This window comes from Streptomyces sp. NPDC043896 (genome assembly GCF_056435605.1).
Window position 1 is genome coordinate 113,726 of the sequence record NZ_JBWKEE010000020.1, and the last position, 17,289, is coordinate 131,014.

19 protein-coding genes are annotated in these 17,289 nt (G+C 71.8%); 13 read left to right on the forward strand and 6 right to left on the reverse strand.

All coding sequences use genetic code 11. The features are described from left to right. Nucleotides 1-40 precede the first annotated feature (40 nt). Nucleotides 41-1,894 (reverse strand): phosphatidylglycerol lysyltransferase domain-containing protein, encoded by a 1,854-nt coding sequence (locus tag AC069X_RS26725; protein WP_478732195.1) that lies wholly within the window; start codon nucleotides 1,892-1,894, stop codon nucleotides 41-43. Between the two features lie 152 nt (nucleotides 1,895-2,046). On the opposite strand from AC069X_RS26725, the gene AC069X_RS26730 reads away from it, so the two are divergent. After that, nucleotides 2,047-3,156, forward strand: a complete 1,110-nt coding sequence (locus AC069X_RS26730; RefSeq protein ID WP_478732197.1) for an alpha/beta hydrolase — start codon at nucleotides 2,047-2,049, stop codon at nucleotides 3,154-3,156. A 78-nt stretch (nucleotides 3,157-3,234) separates the two neighbouring features. Here AC069X_RS26730 and AC069X_RS26735 read toward each other — a convergent pair whose 3' ends face one another. Beyond that, nucleotides 3,235-4,206, reverse strand: a complete 972-nt coding sequence (locus tag AC069X_RS26735) for an ABC transporter ATP-binding protein (RefSeq protein ID WP_478732199.1) — start codon at nucleotides 4,204-4,206, stop codon at nucleotides 3,235-3,237. 160 nt (nucleotides 4,207-4,366) lie between these two features. On the opposite strand from AC069X_RS26735, the gene AC069X_RS26740 reads away from it, so the two are divergent. From AC069X_RS26740 to AC069X_RS26755, 4 genes are all read left to right on the forward strand, one after another. Continuing rightward, nucleotides 4,367-5,059, forward strand: coding sequence for an ABC transporter permease (locus tag AC069X_RS26740; protein WP_478732301.1), 693 nt, complete (start codon nucleotides 4,367-4,369; stop codon nucleotides 5,057-5,059). 4 nt (nucleotides 5,060-5,063) lie between these two features. Next, on the forward strand, nucleotides 5,064-5,729 hold the full coding sequence (locus AC069X_RS26745) for an ABC transporter permease (RefSeq protein ID WP_478732201.1): 666 nt from the start codon (nucleotides 5,064-5,066) through the stop codon (nucleotides 5,727-5,729). A gap of 44 nt (nucleotides 5,730-5,773) precedes the next feature. Continuing rightward, a complete protein-coding gene (locus AC069X_RS26750) occupies nucleotides 5,774-6,760 on the forward strand; it encodes an ABC transporter substrate-binding protein (protein WP_478732203.1) in 987 nt (328 codons plus the stop codon). A 95-nt stretch (nucleotides 6,761-6,855) separates the two neighbouring features. Beyond that, nucleotides 6,856-7,866 (forward strand): hypothetical protein, encoded by a 1,011-nt coding sequence (locus AC069X_RS26755; protein WP_478732205.1) that lies wholly within the window; start codon nucleotides 6,856-6,858, stop codon nucleotides 7,864-7,866. An 86-nt stretch (nucleotides 7,867-7,952) separates the two neighbouring features. Here the strand turns inward: AC069X_RS26755 and AC069X_RS26760 are convergent, their stop codons facing one another. The 4 genes from AC069X_RS26760 to AC069X_RS26775 form a co-directional block, all read right to left on the reverse strand. Next, nucleotides 7,953-8,285, reverse strand: a complete 333-nt coding sequence (locus AC069X_RS26760) for a hypothetical protein (RefSeq protein WP_478732207.1) — start codon at nucleotides 8,283-8,285, stop codon at nucleotides 7,953-7,955. Nucleotides 8,286-8,379: 94 nt separating this feature from the next. Continuing rightward, the gene (locus AC069X_RS26765; RefSeq protein WP_478732209.1) at nucleotides 8,380-8,595 is read right to left on the reverse strand and encodes a hypothetical protein; all 216 of its coding nucleotides are present in this window, start codon (nucleotides 8,593-8,595) and stop codon (nucleotides 8,380-8,382) included. Between the two features lie 37 nt (nucleotides 8,596-8,632). Then, nucleotides 8,633-9,481 carry an arylamine N-acetyltransferase family protein gene (locus tag AC069X_RS26770; RefSeq protein WP_478732211.1) on the reverse strand — a complete coding sequence of 283 codons (849 nt, stop codon included), beginning with the start codon at nucleotides 9,479-9,481 and terminating at the stop codon, nucleotides 8,633-8,635. A gap of 86 nt (nucleotides 9,482-9,567) precedes the next feature. Continuing rightward, nucleotides 9,568-10,710 carry an NADH-quinone oxidoreductase subunit D gene (locus tag AC069X_RS26775; RefSeq protein ID WP_478732213.1) on the reverse strand — a complete coding sequence of 381 codons (1,143 nt, stop codon included), beginning with the start codon at nucleotides 10,708-10,710 and terminating at the stop codon, nucleotides 9,568-9,570. A gap of 31 nt (nucleotides 10,711-10,741) precedes the next feature. Between AC069X_RS26775 and AC069X_RS26780 the strand changes: the two genes are divergently transcribed. The 8 genes from AC069X_RS26780 to AC069X_RS26815 all read left to right on the forward strand — a co-directional run bounded on the left by AC069X_RS26780 (nucleotide 10,742) and on the right by AC069X_RS26815 (nucleotide 17,285). Next, entirely contained in the window at nucleotides 10,742-11,233 is a 492-nt protein-coding gene (locus AC069X_RS26780; RefSeq protein ID WP_478732215.1) for a PH domain-containing protein, read from the forward strand. Beyond that, complete coding sequence (locus AC069X_RS26785) at nucleotides 11,230-12,618, forward strand: PH domain-containing protein (protein WP_478732217.1); 1,389 nt, start codon at nucleotides 11,230-11,232, stop codon at nucleotides 12,616-12,618. Before AC069X_RS26780 ends, AC069X_RS26785 begins: the two co-directional genes overlap by 4 nt. 1 nt (nucleotide 12,619) lies before the next feature. After that, entirely contained in the window at nucleotides 12,620-13,429 is an 810-nt protein-coding gene (locus AC069X_RS26790) for a hypothetical protein (RefSeq protein ID WP_478732219.1), read from the forward strand. Between the two features lie 80 nt (nucleotides 13,430-13,509). Beyond that, on the forward strand, nucleotides 13,510-13,842 hold the full coding sequence (locus AC069X_RS26795; protein WP_478732221.1) for a hypothetical protein: 333 nt from the start codon (nucleotides 13,510-13,512) through the stop codon (nucleotides 13,840-13,842). Between the two features lie 20 nt (nucleotides 13,843-13,862). Further along, nucleotides 13,863-14,171, forward strand: coding sequence for a pore-forming ESAT-6 family protein (locus AC069X_RS26800; protein ID WP_478732223.1), 309 nt, complete (start codon nucleotides 13,863-13,865; stop codon nucleotides 14,169-14,171). Between the two features lie 59 nt (nucleotides 14,172-14,230). Then, nucleotides 14,231-14,611 (forward strand): DUF6507 family protein, encoded by a 381-nt coding sequence (locus tag AC069X_RS26805; RefSeq protein ID WP_478732225.1) that lies wholly within the window; start codon nucleotides 14,231-14,233, stop codon nucleotides 14,609-14,611. Further along, nucleotides 14,608-16,782 carry a hypothetical protein gene (locus AC069X_RS26810; RefSeq protein WP_478732227.1) on the forward strand — a complete coding sequence of 725 codons (2,175 nt, stop codon included), beginning with the start codon at nucleotides 14,608-14,610 and terminating at the stop codon, nucleotides 16,780-16,782. The genes AC069X_RS26805 and AC069X_RS26810 overlap by 4 nt, the downstream gene beginning before the upstream one ends. Before the next feature lie 8 nt (nucleotides 16,783-16,790). Continuing rightward, complete coding sequence (locus AC069X_RS26815) at nucleotides 16,791-17,285, forward strand: hypothetical protein (RefSeq protein ID WP_478732229.1); 495 nt, start codon at nucleotides 16,791-16,793, stop codon at nucleotides 17,283-17,285. Nucleotides 17,286-17,289: the final 4 nt, after the last annotated feature.

Below are 17,289 nucleotides of genomic sequence, written 5' to 3' on the forward strand. Positions count from 1 at the left end.
ACGCCGGCGGGGCTGGAGGATCCGGCCCCGCCGGGGAGGGTCACGCGGCCTGGACCTCGCGTTCCTGCTGGGTCGGGACCTTGGCCGTGTGGATGGTGTGCGCGCACGTGCGGACCGGCTTCGGGCGGCGGCGGCTCGCGAACAGGCGCGGGAGCGCCAGTGTGACGAAGCCCTCGGCCTGCATCACGGCGAAGCCGATGCGGGGCAGGTCGCGGTTGTGGCGGAACACCATGAAGCGCGGCTCCCAGCGGGGGCGGAACTTCTCGTTGAACTTGTACAGGGACTCGATCTGGAACCACCGCGAGAGGAACACCAGCAGGCCGCGCCAGGCACGCAGGACCGGGCCGGCGCCGATCTTCTCGCCGCGGGCCAGGGCCGCGCGGAACATCGCGAAGTTCAGGGAGACCTTCTCGATCTTCAGCTCGGGGGCCTGCTGGAGGGAGGCGACGATCAGCAGTTCGTTCATGCCGGGGTCGGCGCCGCGGTCGCGGCGCATCATCTCCAGCGACATGCCGTCCTTGCCCCACGGCACGAAGTGCTGGATGGCCTTGAGGTCGCCGAAGGGGCTGGTGTCGCCCTCCTCCACGCGGTGCGCGGTGGCGATGATGCAGTCGCCGTCGCCGGGGTCGCCGACGCGGCCGAGGGCCATGGAGAAGCCGCGCTCGGTGTCGGTGCCGCGCCAGGCCTCGGCGGCGCCGCGTACGGCCGTCAGCTCCTCTTCGGTGAGCTCGCTGACCCGGCGGACCTTGGTGGTGTAGCCGTTGCGCTCGATGCGCTTGACCATCTGGCGGACGTTGCGCATCGGGCGGCCCGACAGGGAGAAGTCTTTGACGTCGACGATGGCCTCGTCACCGAGTTCCAGGGCGTCCAGGCCGGTCTCGCGGGTCCAGACCTCGCCGCCGGTCTCGCTGCATCCGACGACGGCCGGGGTCCAGGAGTGGGCCTTGGCCTCCTCCATGAACCGCTCGATGGCGCCGGGCCAGGCCTCGACGTCGCCGACCGGGTCGCCGGAGGCCAGCATCACGCCGGAGACCACGCGGTAGGTGACGGCGGCCTTGCCGCTGGGGGAGAAGACGACGGCCTTGTCGCGGCGGAGCGCGAAGTGGCCGAGCGAGTCGCGGCCGCCGTGCTTGGCGAGCAGCTCGCGCAGCTTGGCCTCGTCGTCGGAGGTGAGCTGGGCGGCCGGGTGCTCGGGGCGGAAGGCCAGGTAGATCGTGGTGACGGCGGTCAGCATGCCGAGGGCGCCGAGGGAGTAGCCGACGGTCCAGGAGACCCGGCCGGCGTAGTCGACGGGGCCCTCGAAGCCGAAGAGGCCGTAGACGACGTGGGTGATCTGCTCGTACAGGCTGGGGTGGCCGACGACCTTGCCCGGGTGCACGTTGACGATCACGAGGCCGAGGCCGATGGAGCCGGCACTCATCAGGACGAAGTTCGCGAGGGCCTTCCAGCGGCTGCGCGGGTCCGGCAGGGCCTTGAATTCACTCTGGTGGCGTACCAGCAGCGCGAGGAGGACGGCCGAGATGACCACGCCGATGACGGAGTGGCGGTACGCGAACTGCGCGACGGCGCCGGCGGGCAGCAGGATCACGGCGGCCCGCCAGGCGCGGCGCTTGCGGCGCTTGAGACCGTGCGCGAGCAGCAGGATGAGCACGCCCGCGCTGATGGAAAGGGCCGCGGCGAAGGGGCCCAGGGATCCGGGCAGCACCTCGGTGACCGCGTGGATCCGGCTGTGGCGGAATCGCGGGAAGACGCCCGCCGCGATGTCCAGAAGGCCGACGATCATGACGGCCGTACCTACGAGACCGGGCACCGACTCCGGTCGTGGTCCGCGGAAGATTCGCCGGACCGTACTCGGAACCTGTCCCGACTTATCGCCATCTATCCTGCTAGACATCGCTTCCCGTTGCTCCGCGAGAGATCATGTGGCCGAAGGCCGCGACAGCCTCCGGAGTGTGGTGCGTCCACTAGGACGACATCGGCGGGTGGCGGGTTCACTCTTCCGTCGGAAAAATCCAGTCCTGCCATCAGAAAGTCGACTGACTGCTCATGGGTCTCACCAGTAATACGGTTCTGGTCCTGGCCATCATCGCGGGCGTGGCCCTGTTCGCGGTCACGGTCTGGGCCTGGCCGAAGCTCTCGGGGCGCGGCGTGCGCGCGGTCCTCGGCAGGATCGGCCTGCTGCTCGCGACCCAGCTGGCGCTGTTCTCGGCAGTCGGTCTCGGTGCGAACAAGTCGTTCCTCTTCTACGGATCGTGGGCGGACCTGTTCGGCCAGGAGACGTCGATCGGCAAGGTCGTCGACCACTCGATGAGCAGCAAGGACATCAAGGTCATCGACAAGCAGGCGCTGGACGTGCCCGGCGGGGCCAAGCCCCAGGTGGGCGGGCAGATCCTCAAAGTGTCCATAACGGGGCAGAAGTCGAAGATAACGAGCCCGGGCTACGTCTGGCTGCCGCCGGAGTACTTCCAGCCGCAGCACAAGGACAAGAACTTTCCGGCCTCGATCGTCCTGACCGGCTACCCGGGCACCGCCGAGAACCTGATCAAAGGGCTGAACTACCCGATGACGGCCTTCAAGCAGGCCAAGGCGGGCAAGATGAAGCCGATGATCCTGGTCATGCTGCGGCCGACCATCGCGCCGCCGCGTGACACCGAGTGCGTGGACATACCCGATGGCCCGCAGACCGAGACCTTCTTCGCGCAGGACCTGCCGCAGGCCATCCAGTCCACCTTCCGGGTGGGCAAGAAGCCGGAGAACATGGCCTTCGTCGGCAACTCCACGGGCGGCTACTGCGCCCTGAAGATCGCCGCGCACCACCCGCAGACCTTCGGTGCGGCGGTGGGCCTGTCCGCGTACTACAAGGCGGCGGACGACGCGACGACCGGTGACCTGTTCCACGGCGACGACAAGCTGAAGGCCCGCGCGGACGTGCTGCAGAGCCTGAAGGAGAAGAAGCCGACCGGTACGTCCTTCCTGGTCACGACCAGTGAGAAGGGCGAGGACAACCTGAACGACACGAAGAAGTTCATCAAGCTGGTCAAGGGCCCGGACCGGGTCTCCTCGATCGTGCTCGACAGCGGCGGCCACAACTTCAACACCTGGCGCCGTGAGATCCCGCCGATGCTGGTGTGGCTGAGCGGCCGCATCCAGGCCTGAGCCCCGTGCTCGCGGAACCCGCGGAACATCCTGAAGGGCCCGGCTCCGGCCGGGCCCTTCACGCGTGTCCGGGGGCCGTCAGGCGGCGGCGCCGTCTCCCTGGCCGGCCCGGCGCAGCGCCCGGTGGACGCCGCCGGGGGTCAGGACGCCGGCCAGCGCGCCGGAGTCCGGGTCCGTGACCCCGATCCGCCCCGAGTCCTCCTGGAGCAGCGCGGCCAGTGCCTCGCGCAGCGAGGCCCCCAGGGGCACTGACACGGCGGGGGCGGGGCCCTCGGGGGCGGCCAGATCGGCCGGCCCGACGGGGGTGACGGCGAGCCGCCGCAGGCCCCGGTCGGCGCCGACGAACGAGGCGACGTACGCGGTGGCGGGCGCGGCGAGCACGGCGGCCGGGCGGGCGAACTGCTCGATGGTGCCCTCCCCGTAGACGGCGATCCGGTCGCCGAGCCGGACGGCCTCCTCCAGGTCGTGGGTGACGAGCAGGATCGTCTTGCGGACGGTCTTCTGAAGGGTCAGGAACTCGTTCTGGAGGCGGTCGCGCACCACCGGGTCGACCGCGCCGAACGGCTCGTCCATCAGCAGGACCGGCGGGTCCGCCGCGAGGGCGCGGGCCACGCCGACGCGCTGGCGCTGCCCGCCCGACAGCTGCTGCGGGTAGCGGCCCCCGTAGACGGCCGGATCCAGTCCCACCAGTTCGAGCAGTTCGGCGGCCCGGGCGCGGGCCTTGGCCTTCGGGGTGCCGACGAGCTGCGGGACCGTCGCCGTGTTCTCCAGCACCGTCCTGTGCGGGAACAGCCCGACCTGCTGGATGACGTAGCCGATGCGGCGGCGCAGCTCGACCGGGTCGGCGGCGGCGATGTCCTCGCCGTTCAGCAGGATCCGCCCGGAGGTTGGCTCGATCAGCCGGTTGACCATCTTCATCGTGGTCGTCTTCCCGCAGCCGGACGGGCCCACCAGCGTGACCAGCTCGCCCTCCGCGACCTCGAAGGACAGGTCCTCGACGGCCGTCGTCCCGTCGGGGTAACGCTTGGACACTCGCTCGAATCGGATCACCCCGCCATCCTCCACCACCACACCGCCCGGTTGGGCGAAGGGTTTGTCAGGGGAGTGTTGCGGCTGTGCGAATCATTCCGGCCACCACGGGCATCGGGGGTTAGGGTCGCTGCAGGCCGGTTTGCGGCACGTGCGTGCGAAGGGGGAAGGGGTGAACGGCATGGCCGGGGGCGGCTGCCTGGTGGCGAACGACTGGATCTGCTGGGAGTACGTCACCTCCCGTTCCGCGGAACTCACCGACGCCACCGTCGAGCACGTCTGGATCACCGCCGTCTCGGTGCTCATCGGCGTCGCCGTCGCCGTGCCGCTGGCGCTGCTGGCCCGCCGCGGCCGCCGCTGGGCGGCCCCCGTGCTCGGCCTGACCACCCTGCTCTACACGGTCCCCTCGCTCGCCATGTTCTCCCTGCTGCTGCCCTTCTTCGGGCTGTCGGCGGCGCTCGTGGTGACCGGTCTGGTGCTGTACTCGCTGACCGTCCTGGTCCGGAACGTGCTGGCCGGCCTGGAGGCCGTCCCCGAGGACGTACGGGAGGCCGCGCGCGGGATGGGCTACGGCCCGGCCCGGCTGCTGTGGCAGGTGGAACTGCCGCTGGCGCTGCCCGCGCTGCTCGCCGGGGTGCGGATCGCCACCGTGTCGACGGTGGCCCTGACCACCGTCGGCTCCATCGTCGGCAAGGGCGGGCTGGGCAACCTGATCGCCCCCGCCGTGAACAGTTCCTTCAAGGCCCAGGTGCTCACCGCCTCGGTGCTGTGCGTGCTGCTCGCGCTGGTCGCCGACCTGCTGCTGCTCGGCGTGCAGCGGCTGCTGACCCCGTGGACCCGCCCCGGCCGGTCCGCGAAGGCCGAGGGGGCGTGAGGGCATGGGCGTGATGGCGCGGGCCTGGGACTGGCTGGCCGACGGGGCCAACTGGTCCGGGGAGGCCGGGGTGTGGCACCGGCTGGGGGAGCACGTCTACGTCAGCGGCACCGCCCTGGCCGTCGCCTGCGCGCTCGCCCTGCCGGCCGGGCTGTGGCTCGGCCACCTCGGCAAGGGCGGCACCGTCGCGGTGAACGTCTCCAACGCGGGCCGGGCCGTGCCGGTGTTCGCGGTGCTGGCCCTGTTCATGGTGTCGCCGCTGCGCAGCGCGGGCTACGTGCCCACCATCGCCGCGCTCGTGCTGTTCGCCGTGCCGCCGCTGCTGACCAACGCGTACGTCGGGATGCGCGAGGTGGACCGCTCGGTGGTCGAGGCCGCCCGGGGCATGGGCATGTCCGGCCGCCAGCTCTTCTGGCGGGTGGAACTGCCGCTGGCCCGGCCGCTGGTGATGACCGGGCTGCGCTCGGCCGCCGTGCAGGTCGTGGCCACCGCCACGATCGCGGCGATGGTCGGCCAGGGCGGGCTGGGGCGGATCATCACGGCCGGCTTCAACACGTACGACACCCCGCAGGTGGTGGCGGGCGCCGTGCTGGTGGCCCTGCTGGCCCTGGTGGTGGAGGGCGCGCTGGTTGCCGCGGACCGGCTGCTGCCCCGGGCCCCGTCGCGCTGAGGCGCGGCGGCCGTCCGGCTTTCTACTGATCCCTAAGGAGCATGATGAGCAAGTCCACGCGCATCCTCGGCGCGACCCTGGGCGCGGTGGCCCTGACCGTTTCGCTCGCCGCCTGCGGGGGCGAGAGCCTGGAGAAGTCCAAGGACGGAGGGTCCGCTTCCGCCCCGGCCGGGGGCGGCGGCAAGGGCAAGCTGGTGGTGGGCGCGGCGGGCTTCACCGAGTCCAACGTGCTGGCCGAGCTGTACGCGCAGGTCCTCAGGGGCGCCGGCTACGACACCTCGATCACCACGGTCAACAACCGCGAGCTGTACGAGCCGTCTTTGGAGAAGGGCGAGATCGACGTCGTCCCGGAGTACGCGGCCACCCTCGCGGAGTTCCTGAACGCCAAGGTGAACGGCCCGAACGCGCCGAAGGAGAAGCCGGTCGCGTCCAGCGACGCGGCGGCGACCGTCGCCGCGCTGGAGAAGCTCGCGGCGCCGCTCGGGCTGAAGGCCCTGCCGGCCGGTTCGGCGGTCGACCAGAACGCCTTCGCGGTGAGCCGGGAATTCGCGCAGAAGAACAACCTCAAGACCCTTTCCGATCTTGGGAAGTCGGGGCTGAAGGTGAAGATCGCGGCGGGTGACGAATGCGCCGTCCGTCCCTTCTGCGCGCCGGGACTGGAGAAGACCTACGGAATCTCGGTATCCGGAATCGACCCGAAGGGAGTCGGCACTCCGCAGGCCAAGCAGGCCGTCAAGGACGGCGTCGACCAACTGGTGCTGACCACCACCACCGACGCCACCCTCGACGGCTACGGGCTGGTCCTGCTGGAGGACGACAAGAAGCTCCAGAACGCCGACAACGTGCTCCCGGTCGTCAACGCCAAGGACGCCGGCTCCCCGGAGGTCGCGGCCGCCCTGGACGGGCTCACCAAGGCACTGACGACCGCCGACCTCGTCGAGCTGAACCGGAAGGTGGACGCCGAGCGGGCCAAGCCCGCGGACGTCGCGAAGGCCTATCTCGACGCCAAGGGCCTTCTGAAGAAGCAGTAGTTACGTGTTTGATGGTCAATTGTGGGGTAACTGCCCGGGAACGGATTGCCGGGCGGGTACCCCACGCGCCGCCCACGCCCTGTAAATTTCAGGCCATGCCCCGTGGACGCCACCGCAATCCCGAGCCCCTGCACCGACTTCTCACGCCGACGGCCGTCGCCGGGGTTTCCGTGGCCAGTGCCGGTGCGGCCTGGCTGCTCGCGGAACCCCTCGCGCTGCGCCTCCTGGTGGCCCTCACGGCCGCGGCGGGCGTGGGCGGTGCCGTCCTCATGCGCTCCTGGGACCGGGCGGCGGGCCGCCGGGTCGCGGAGCTGGCCCGCGAGCGCGTCAAGGACGAGTGGAAGACGGACGAGCGGATAGCCGAGCTCGAATCCGACATCGAGGAAGCCCGCCTGCTGCGCGCCCGGCTCGACGCCAAGCTGCGCGCCAAGCGCGTCGAACTGGCGGGCCTGCGCGGGGAACACGCCGCGCTGCTCCGCCGGTACGCGACCGCCGAGACCGAGCGCGCCAGTGCCCTGGAGAAGCGCCGGCTGCTGGCCATCGAGGCCGCCTCCGCCCCGGCGGCCGGGCCCCGGGAGCTCCCGGCGGTCTCCGAGGAGCGCACCGGCGCCGGCGCGCCCACCCCGGTCGGCTACGCCCGGGCCCACGCGGCTATGTCGGCCCTGGCCCGCAAGGCGCAGGAACGGTCCGCCTCCGAGGCCCCCGCGGCGGCGCCCGCGCACACCCGCCCGGCCGTCGCCGCCCCGGCCGTCCCCGCCCCGGCTGCGGCGGCGGTCCCGGCCCGCCGGCCGGCGGCGCCCGTGGCCCCGTACGCCTCCCAGCGCCGCACCGCCTCCCGCGTCGAGGGCGGCTTCGACTTCTTCGGCACCAAGAACGCCGCGCAGGCCCGCGCCGTGATCGAGTCGGTGCAGAACGAGGACCTGGCCGACGTGGTCGGCGCCGAGGCCCTCGCCGTCCACAAGGCGGAGACCGCGGGTACCGGGACGGACCCGGAGTTCAAGGCGGCCACCCCCGAACAGCAGGCGGTGGGCCAGGTCATCGACCTGACGGCGCACGACGAGACCGAGCCCATCGACGTGGTCCGGCTCCGCACGGCGATCTCGTAGCGCGCGGGCCCCGCCGGAGCACCGGGAGCACCCGGAGCGCCCGGCGGGGTCGTCCACAGCCTGTGCACGACGTACGCGCGACGGGCTCAGGGGAAGACGAGGACGAGCCCCACCGCGAACAGCTCCAGCAGGACCTGGGCCGCCAGGGCCTTGCGCCGCAGCCCCTCCGGCCCGGCCAGCGCCGCCACCAGCGCGAGCGCCGCCGCCCCGCACAGCACCAGGAAGAAGGAGCCGGGGAAGGGCTCGCAGCCGCCGTACATCAGGCAGCGGCCGCCCGTCTCGGTGGTCAGGACCAGGATCTTCGCCGCCACCAGCGCGGGCACGAACAGCGCGGCCGCGATCAGCGCGCGCACGGGGATCCGGGAAGCCCTGGCGGGCTGCGGCTCGGCGACGGTCAGGGGCGAAGGGGTCCAGGTCATGCGGCCATCCTGTCCCCGGGGCGTCCGTGCGGGCATCCGTACGCCTACTCAGTCCGCGCGGCCCCGTACTCGGACGGCACCGCCCGGACGGGGCTCAGAACAGCGGCAGCTGGCCCGGTGACGGGCCGAGGGCGAAGCCGTCCAGCGTCGGAGCGCTCGCGCCGAGCACCACCCGGGTCCGGGAGCCGGGGCAGGACACCAGGTCGCCGCGCCCGCGCCCGGCCGGGGGGTCGTGGCGGGCGATCCGTCCGGCCGTCACCGCGCAGTCACGGCCGCAGGAGGGGCAGGCCCGTCGGGGGGAAGGGGACATGCCCCCAGTCTGCCCTGCCGCACCGACGCCGAAGCCGTCAGGCCCTGGACGCCAGCCACGCCCGGTGCGCCTCGTCGACCCGGGCCCACAGGGCGTCCCGGTCGGCGGCCGTCAGGTCGTCGAGGCTCCGCCGGAAGACGCGCCCCACGACCTCGAAGAACTCCCGCTGCCCGGCCACTTCGCGCTTGTCGGTCTCCTTCCCGGGGGAGATCCGGGTCAGGACCCGGCCGCGCATGACGTCCATGCCGTCGGCGTCGCGCCGGAGCAGCGCGAGGGTCCGTACGAAGGGGGAGTCCGCGGAGGTCGACAGCCAGGTGTGCATCTCCTCGAAGTCGGCCGTCGTCGCGGGCGCGTCGCGGAAGTTGACCCGGGGCGTGCTGCTGCCGGGGGACAGGTAGCTCCAGCCGGGGCCCTCGCCCTCCAGGGGCTCCAGCCGTTCCAGCGAGTAGCTTGAGCCGCCCTGCTCGTACGGGCCCTCGCGCAGCGGGAGCGGCTCGTACGGGCCGTCCCCGAGCCCGGCGTCCACCCAGTAGGCCGCCCCGTCGACGCGGACGGTCAGGGTCAGGTGCTGGCCGTTGACCACGCGCGAGCCGGCGTCCTCCTCGACACCGCCGAGGTGGCGGGTCACGTCGTACCCCAGGTGCTCCAGGAGCGCGCCGAAGGCGCCGTTGAGGTGGAAGCAGTAGCCGCCGAACCCCGCGCCCAGCCGCCGCACCGACAGCGCGGGGTCGATGCCGGGCGGGCGGCCCAGGTGGATGTCCACGTTGTCGTAGGCGATGTTCTCCAGGTGGGCGCGCTGGAGCGCGAACAGCCCCTCGGCGGAGGGGGCGCCGGGATCGGCGAGGCCGAGCCGGCGCAGGTAGTCCGTGTACGTGCCAGTGGTCATGGGGGCACCCTAGGACGCCCCGCCGACACCGTCCCGGGCGGTTTCCGCCGGACTGTCAGGTCGCGGCGGAGCCGGTTCCCCGCGTCCTACTTGTCGATGTCGCCGACGACGAAGAAGAGCGAGCCCAGGATCGACACCATGTCCGCGACCAGCTGCCCCGGCAGCAGCACGGCCAGCGCCTGGATGTTGTTGAAGGAGGCGCTGCGCAGCTTCAGCCGGTACGGGGTCTTCTCGCCCTTCGAGACCAGGTAGTAGCCGTTGATGCCCAGCGGGTTCTCCGTCCAGGCGTACGTGGCCCCCTCGGGCGCCTTCAGCACCTTCGGCAGCCGCTGGTTCACCGGCCCCGGCGGCAGCTCGGCCATCCGGTCCAGGCAGGCCACGGCCAGGTCGAGGGCGTTGTGCGTCTGGTCGAGCAGCACCTCGAAGCGGGCCAGGCAGTCGCCCTCGCTGCGGGTGACCACCTTCAGGACGTCGGCCAGCTCGCCGTACGCCAGGTACGGCTCGTCGCGGCGCAGGTCGAAGTCCACGCCCGAGGCGCGGGCGATCGGGCCGGAGACCCCGTACGCGTGGACCGCCTCGGCGGACAGCACGCCGACGCCGCGCGTGCGCGCGCGGAAGATCTCGTTGCCGTGGACCAGCTTGTCGTAGACGTCCATGCGGGTGCGGACGTCGGCGATGGCGGCGCGGGCCCGGCCGAGCCAGCCGGCGGGGAGGTCCTCCTTGAGGCCGCCGACGCGGTTGAACATGTAGTGCATGCGGCCGCCGGAGATCTCCTCCATGACGGCCTGGAGCTCCTCGCGCTCGCGGAACGCGTGGAAGATCGGGGTGATCCCGCCCAGTTCGAGGGGGTACGACCCGAGGAACATCAGGTGGTTCAGGACCCGGTTCAGCTCGGCGAGGAGCGTACGCATCCACACCGCGCGCTCGGGGACCTCCATGCCGAGCATCCGCTCGACGGCCATGACCACGCCGAGCTCGTTGGAGAACGCGGACAGCCAGTCGTGGCGGTTCGCGAGCATCACGATCTGGCGGTAGTCGCGCGCCTCGAAGAGCTTCTCGGCACCCCGGTGCATGTAGCCGACCACCGGCTCGGCGCTGGCGATGCGCTCGCCGTCCAGGACGAGCCGCAGGCGCAGCACGCCGTGGGTGGATGGGTGCTGGGGTCCGATGTTGAGCACCATGTCGGTGCTCTCCGCCGCACCGCCGATGCCGACCGTGGTCTCCGTCATGGGCGCATTGTCTCAGTCCTAGGGTGGGTGCATGGATACGGGGACGAAGGGTGAGACGGGCCTGCCCGAGTGGGTGGGCCTGCCGGGCGGGCTCCGCCGGGTCCGGCGGCTGGTACTGGTGATCTGGACGGTGCCGCTGACGGTGGCCACCGGCGTGTCGCTGGGGCTGGCGTTCGGGGCGGGATGGGCGGCCCTGGCGGCGTTCTGGCCGGCCGTCCTGGCCTGGGGGTGGGTGCTGATCGGGCGGAACTGGCGGTCCTGGCGGTACGCGGAGCGCGCGGACGACCTGCTGATCAGCCGGGGTGTGCTCTGGAGGGAGGAGACGGTGGTCCCGTACGGGCGGATGCAGCTCGTGGAGGTGACCTCGGGCCCGCTGGAGCGCCGCTTCGGCCTGGCCTCGGTCCAGCTCCACACGGCGGCCGCCGCGACCGACGCCAAGATCCCGGGCCTGGCCCCGGCGGAAGCGGAACGCCTCCGCGACCGCCTCACGGCCCTCGGCGAGGCAAGGTCGGCGGGCCTGTGACGCAGCCGCACGCGTCCCCGGACGCCCCCGACGGCGAGGCCCCGCACCCGACCGGCGAGGCCCCGCACCCGACCGGCGAGGCCCCGCATCCGACCGGCGGTGAGCGGCGGCTGCACGTACTGACCCCGCTGCGCCGGGCCTGGGTGCCCGGCGCGGCCATCGGCGGTGTCGTCCTCCAGCAGGGCGAGCGCGCCCAGGAGTGGGTCGCCGGCCTCACGCCCGGCGTGCGCGTGCTGATACTGGCCGCCCTGGTCCTCGTCTTCGGCACGTACGGCTTCCTCAGCTGGTGGTTCACCCACTACGCCGTCACCGACACCGAGCTGCGCATCCGCACCGGCCTGGTCTTCCGCCGCACCGCCCACATCCGCCTCGACCGCATCCAGGCCGTGGACGTCACCCGCCCGATGCTGGCCCGCGTCGCCGGGGTCGCCAAGCTCCGGCTCGACGTCATCGGCACCGAGGCGAAGGACGAGCTGGCCTTCCTCGACGAACGCGACGCCGTCGCCCTGCGCGCCGAGCTGCTGGCCCGGGCGGCCGGCTTCGCGCCCGCCGAGGCCGTCTCCGTCGGCCAGGCCCCGGCCCGGGAGCTGCTCCGCGTCCCCGTACGGGACCTGGTGCTCTCCCTGCTGCTCAGCCTCGACGTGTGGGCGGCGCTCGCCGGCGGGCTCGTCGCCCCGGTGGTGGTGTGGCGGCTCAGCGACAGCCTCTGGGCGGCCGTGGCCACCCTGGTGCCGCTCCTCGGCGCGGTCTGGGCCGGCAGCCTGGGCCGGTTCCTCGCCGGGTACGACTGGACCGTCGCCGAGTCCCCCGACGGGCTGCGCCTGGACCACGGGCTGCTGGACCGCGCCCACGAGACCGTTCCGCCGGGACGCGTGCAGACCGTACGGATCGTGGAGCCGCTGCTGTGGCGGCGGCTCGGCTGGGTCCGGGTCGAGCTCGCCGTGGCCGGCTCCAAGAACGGGCTGCTGGTCCCGGTCGCCGGCCGGGACGCCGCCCACGCCCTGATCGCCCGCGTGCTGCCCGGCGCGGACCCGGCCGACCTGGAGTTCAGCCCGTCCCCGTCGAGCGGCTCGCGGTGGGTGGTGCCGGTGTGGTGGAAGGGGTACGGCCTGGCCCTCTCGGACGAGGTCTTCGCGGCCCGGCGCGGGCGCCTGTGCCGGCGTACGGAGATCGTTCCGCATGCGAAGGTGCAGAGCGTACGCCGCTCACAGGGCCCCTGGGAACGCGCCCGCGGGGTGGCCGACCTGCACGTGGACACCGGCGCGAACAACACCGTCACCGCCCGGCTGCGCCCCGCCGGCGAGGCCCGCGACCTGCTGTACGACCAGGCGGTCCGCTCCCGCACCTCCCGCGCGGCGGCCCGCCCCGACCGATGGATGACCTGACATGACGACGGCCTACGAACGGCTGCTGGGGACCGGATTCGACGGCACTCCCGCCGACGATCCCTACGACGTGATCTGGGAGGGCGAGGACCATCCCGGCCACCGCGACCGGGTCCCCGGCCTCACCGCCCTCGCCGACGACCCCGCCGCGCCGGCCGGCGAACGCCTCCTGTCCCTCGTCGCCCTGGTCCACTGGGCCGAGCCCGCCGGCTACGAGGCCGTCCTCCGCGCCGCCATGACCGACCCCCGCGCCGCCTTCTGGTACGGCTGGTCGACCGACCGCTGGTTCTCCGCGGACCGGAGCTACGGACTTTTCTGTGAAGCGGCCGTCCACAGCCGGGAGTTGGCCGAGGAGAAGGGCACCTCGGAGCTGTGCGCCGCGACCCTGCGCGCCCTGGTCGGCCTCGCCGACCGGGAGGGCTTCGACGACCGGCTCGGCGACTGCCTGGACGCCGCGTCCGTACGCGACTGCCTGCCCGGGATCCGCGCGGCCGTCGAGCGGGGCCTCGACCGGATGCGGGCCGGCGAGCGCTTCCACTTCGACGTGGAGACCCAACTCGTCGGCCTGGCGGGCGCCGTGACCCTGGTCGACGAGGAAGCCGCCGTGGAACTGCTGCGGCGGCTGCTCGGCAACGCGCCTTCCGGCCGCGCCCTCCGGCACGCGGCGGGGCCCGTCGCCCGCTGCCAGGGCCGGGCGGGCAAGGCCCTGGCATCCTGGCTGTGGGACGCCGGGGACGACTACGTCCGGGAGGTGCTGGGGGTACGGGAACCAGCCGAAGGCGATTTTCGGCCAGACGTCAAGGCCGGATGAAACCGTGTTTGTGTTCGCAACGTCCCTTCGGTAGACAGGTACGCACGCAAGTGACGGCACAACACGTCAGGGGTGGGTGAATGAAGTTCGACATGGGCAGCACGACGCTGTCCGACCTGGGCAAGGCCACGAGCGGCTCCAGCGACGACCTCGGCACGCTGATCAAGCTGCTGATCGCCGCGGCGGACCCGCTGGAGGGCAAGTTCAACGGTGTCGGACGCCAGGCGTTCGACTCCTTCAAGCGGCGCTCCGACGCGATCACCGCCGAGCTGAACGGCTCGCTGCGCGCCATTCTCGGCGGTCAGGCCGGCATGGACACCTCGTTCACCACCGGTGACCAGGAGCAGGGCGACAACGCCAACCAGAACATGGGCTCCGCGAACTTCGACGCCGCCCGCTTCGGCGCGCGCTGACACCCGGGGGACTGAGACACATGGCAAACCAGGACCGCACTTCGTACGACATCGCCGCTTCCGTGGAGGTCCAGGGCGGCCTCGGCGGGATCATCGGCCAGCTGGAGCGGGTGCTCGGCGACCGTGACAACGCGGTGAAGGCGGCGATGGCCGACTTCCAGGCCGACGGCGTCTCCGAGGACTACCACGGCAAGGAAGTCCGCTGGAACAAGGCGGCGAACGAGGTGCGCGACATCATCCGCCTCGTCCGCAACACGCTCGAGCAGAACGACTCCACCGCGCAGGCCACGCTGCAGAAGGCCAAGGCGGCGGTCGACAACATCGGCTGACACCGTCCGGCCGACGCACGAGTGACGCGACGAGGGACGCGAGGACACGGGGGTAGGGCATGCACTGGGACATCAAGCCGTCCGGCGTGCAGGGGGTCGTCAACAAGACGATCACCGCCGCCGAGGGCTTCCAGAAGGCGGGCAAGTCGCTCCAGACGGAGCTGCCGGAAGCGGCGAAGCACGCGGGCACCGTCACTCCGGGTGGCGGCACCGGCGGTGAGGGCGGCGGCATGGGCCCGATCGCCGGCGCGCTGGGTGAGCTCATGAAGGCCCACGAATACCGACTCGCGTTCATCGGCGCCCGCACGGAGGCCTCCCTCAACGGCGCCATCAAGGCGACGACGGCGTACGTACAGGGCAACATCGAGCAGGCACAGAACGCACAGAACGAAGCCCTGAAGGAGCCCAAGGTGGACCTTCCCGGGGCAGGTCAGAAGTGACCGACCACGTACCCATCAATCCGTGCACGATCCCGCAGTTCACGGGTGACCTCGACCTGCTGGAACAGGACCACGCGGCGATCACGGCGGCCGCGGGCACCTTCCGCCAGGCCGGTGCGAACGTGGACTCCGAGTTCCAGGGCCTGTCGGCGTTCTACTCGGCCCCGGAGGCGGCGCAGCTCTTCGCCACGACGAAGCCGGTGAAGACGGACAGCGACTTCTTCGCGGACCAGCTGGAATCGGCGGCGAAGGCGCTGGGCGAGTACGTCACCGAGGCCCGCCCCATCGTGGCGCGGCTGAAGGAGCTCCAGGCGAAGGCCACCACCTTCACCAGCAAGATCGCGGGGGACGAGCACTGGAAGGACGACGGGGACAAGATCGACGAGAACAACGATCTGATCCACGACGTCAACGCCGCCGTATCCGCGTTCTGGGCGGCCGAACGCACCTGCGCCAACAAGATCCGCGCCCTGTACTGCGCGCCCCCTCTCACGGCGGATGACGGCTCGCACGGCGCGAACATGTACGGCTACAAGGGCGAGGACCTCAACAAGGCCCAGGACCTGCCGTGGGGTTCGCAGCTGGAGGAGACCCACCGCTGGTACGAGATCGGCCACTGGGCGAAGTCCTTCGTCTGGGACGGCATCATCGTCGACGGCATCTGGGGCACGATCCGCGGTCTCGGCACGCTCGTCGGTGTCGACGGCTGGGACGCCGCCGGGCAGGCCTGGACCGGCCTGGCGAAGCTCGCCACGGGCCTGGCGATCACCTCCATTCCCGGTGTCGGCACGGCGTTCTGGATGGCCGACGACAAGCAGCTCCCGGGCTGGCTCAAGGACTCGCGTACCGCGATGAAGGAGACCGGCAAGGCGCTGGTGGCCTGGGACCAGTGGGGCAAGAACCCCGCCCGCGCCGCCGGAGCTGTCACCTTCAACGTGGTGACCACGGTCTTCACCGGCGGCGCGGGCGCGGTCGCCAAGGGCGGCGCGGTCGCCAAGGCCATCAGCGTCGCGGGCAAGGCCGGCAGGCTGATCGACCCGATCACCTACATCGGGCAGGCCGGCTCCCTCGCCAAGCTCAAGATCGGCGACCTGTTCGCGAACCTCGGCAAGGTCGACGGGGCGTTCCCGAAGATCGACGACGTGGTGTGGAAGGACCTCCCCAAGGCCGACGCCCCGGGCGTGAAGTTCCCCCACCCCGACGACACGGTCCGCCTCACCGACGACGCCCTCGGCCGCCCCCAGTACTTCGACAAGGTCACCAACCAGCTCCTGGACCACAAGGGCCTCCCCAAGCAGGACCTCACCGCCGTCCCCAAGGGCCCCGACCACCCCCTCGCCGAAGTCCCGAAGAAGCAGGAAGTCACGGTCGGCGGCCCGGCCCACCAGGTCGACGCCACCACCCGCACCCCGGGCGGCACCACCACCCACACCCCGGGTGGCACCGCCGACAACATGCCGCACAACAGCCACACCGAACCCGGCGGCAACGGCAACGGCAACGGCGGCCGCGGCAACACCGACACCACCCCCACCACGGGTGGCGGCCACACGGAGACCCCGTCCACGGGCGGCCACGGTGACGGCCCCGGCCCGGGTGGTTCCGGCGGTCCGGGTGACGGCCCGGGCACGGGCGGCCCGGGTGACGGCCCGGGCACGGGCGGTCCGGGTGACGGCCCCGGTGACGGCCCCGGAAACGGCGGCGGGCCGGACAACCCGGTCAACCAGAATCCTCTGGGCAGCCCCGAGAATCCGCACCCGATCACCGATGCCCAGCAGGCCGACTTCATGAAGAGCCAGGCCGAACTGGACGCGCTCAGCAGGAAGAAGCAAATCGACCTGGTGAGCCGGGGCATCGAGTTCAACGGCCAGAAATACAAGCCGGAAGCGCCCCTCCTCAAGGGCGCCAAGCACGGAATCGACTGGACCGAGGGGCCGGCGCGCGCGAGCAAGGAAATGAAGCCGCAAGGAAAGTTCGGCACGCCCGCGGACGTCCACTACGCTACGCTGCGCGCCGCTGAACTGGGCACCGGAAAGACCGGCTTCTTCAAGCTTCCCGAGGGCCACGGCTGCATCGAGTACATGCCCGACGGCACGACGCGCACGCCGAACACCCTCTTTGTCAAGGTGTACCCGAACGGCAAGGTGCACGCTTACCCGACCACGCGATAGGAACGGCGATGAGCTTCTCGATCCAGGCAGGCTGCCCGGTTGTCCGGGGGTGTGAGTCCGCAGCCGACATGGCCGACGCGGTCGGCGAGATGTACTCCTCCGAGGCCGAGGACGCCATCCTGGTCTGGAACCTGGTGCCGGTCAGGGTGCCCTACGGATACGACCTCGCCGCTCTCCTCGACGACCTGGTACCCCTCCTTGAGGAAGTCCAGCGCCCGGAATTCTCGGAGACCGAGGTCTTCTGGGGGTCTGACACGTTCTCGGCCGAATGGCGAATCGTCCGCGAGGGCGATTCCCTCAGGATCGGCGCGCGGTGGCACAGCACGCTCGGGAACTACGAGTCGCTGCTCGCCGAGCGCGGCGATTCGGTGGTTCCCGTGCCCGTCTTCGTCAGCGAGTGGGCGAAGGTGCTGCGGCGGATCGTGACCGATATCGAGGCGCTGTCCGTGGACTTGGAAGACGACGACATCTTCCTCCGCGCCAAGACGCTGCTGGCGGCCTGAGCCA

Coding starts and splice junctions, on each gene's coding strand:
- AC069X_RS26750 (WP_478732203.1), top strand. CDS start 5,774: ATGAGCAAGTCCACGCGCATCCTCGGCGCGACCCTGGGCGCGGTGGCC.
- AC069X_RS26815 (WP_478732229.1), top strand. CDS start 16,791: ATGAGCTTCTCGATCCAGGCAGGCTGCCCGGTTGTCCGGGGGTGTGAG.
- AC069X_RS26775 (WP_478732213.1), bottom strand. CDS start 10,710: ATGACGGAGACCACGGTCGGCATCGGCGGTGCGGCGGAGAGCACCGAC.
- AC069X_RS26805 (WP_478732225.1), top strand. CDS start 14,231: ATGCACTGGGACATCAAGCCGTCCGGCGTGCAGGGGGTCGTCAACAAG.
- AC069X_RS26740 (WP_478732301.1), top strand. CDS start 4,367: ATGGCCGGGGGCGGCTGCCTGGTGGCGAACGACTGGATCTGCTGGGAG.
- AC069X_RS26800 (WP_478732223.1), top strand. CDS start 13,863: ATGGCAAACCAGGACCGCACTTCGTACGACATCGCCGCTTCCGTGGAG.
- AC069X_RS26725 (WP_478732195.1), bottom strand. CDS start 1,894: ATGTCTAGCAGGATAGATGGCGATAAGTCGGGACAGGTTCCGAGTACG.
- AC069X_RS26795 (WP_478732221.1), top strand. CDS start 13,510: ATGAAGTTCGACATGGGCAGCACGACGCTGTCCGACCTGGGCAAGGCC.
- AC069X_RS26755 (WP_478732205.1), top strand. CDS start 6,856: ATGCCCCGTGGACGCCACCGCAATCCCGAGCCCCTGCACCGACTTCTC.
- AC069X_RS26730 (WP_478732197.1), top strand. CDS start 2,047: ATGGGTCTCACCAGTAATACGGTTCTGGTCCTGGCCATCATCGCGGGC.
- AC069X_RS26745 (WP_478732201.1), top strand. CDS start 5,064: ATGGGCGTGATGGCGCGGGCCTGGGACTGGCTGGCCGACGGGGCCAAC.
- AC069X_RS26790 (WP_478732219.1), top strand. CDS start 12,620: ATGACGACGGCCTACGAACGGCTGCTGGGGACCGGATTCGACGGCACT.
- AC069X_RS26760 (WP_478732207.1), bottom strand. CDS start 8,285: ATGACCTGGACCCCTTCGCCCCTGACCGTCGCCGAGCCGCAGCCCGCC.
- AC069X_RS26780 (WP_478732215.1), top strand. CDS start 10,742: ATGGATACGGGGACGAAGGGTGAGACGGGCCTGCCCGAGTGGGTGGGC.
- AC069X_RS26770 (WP_478732211.1), bottom strand. CDS start 9,481: ATGACCACTGGCACGTACACGGACTACCTGCGCCGGCTCGGCCTCGCC.
- AC069X_RS26765 (WP_478732209.1), bottom strand. CDS start 8,595: ATGTCCCCTTCCCCCCGACGGGCCTGCCCCTCCTGCGGCCGTGACTGC.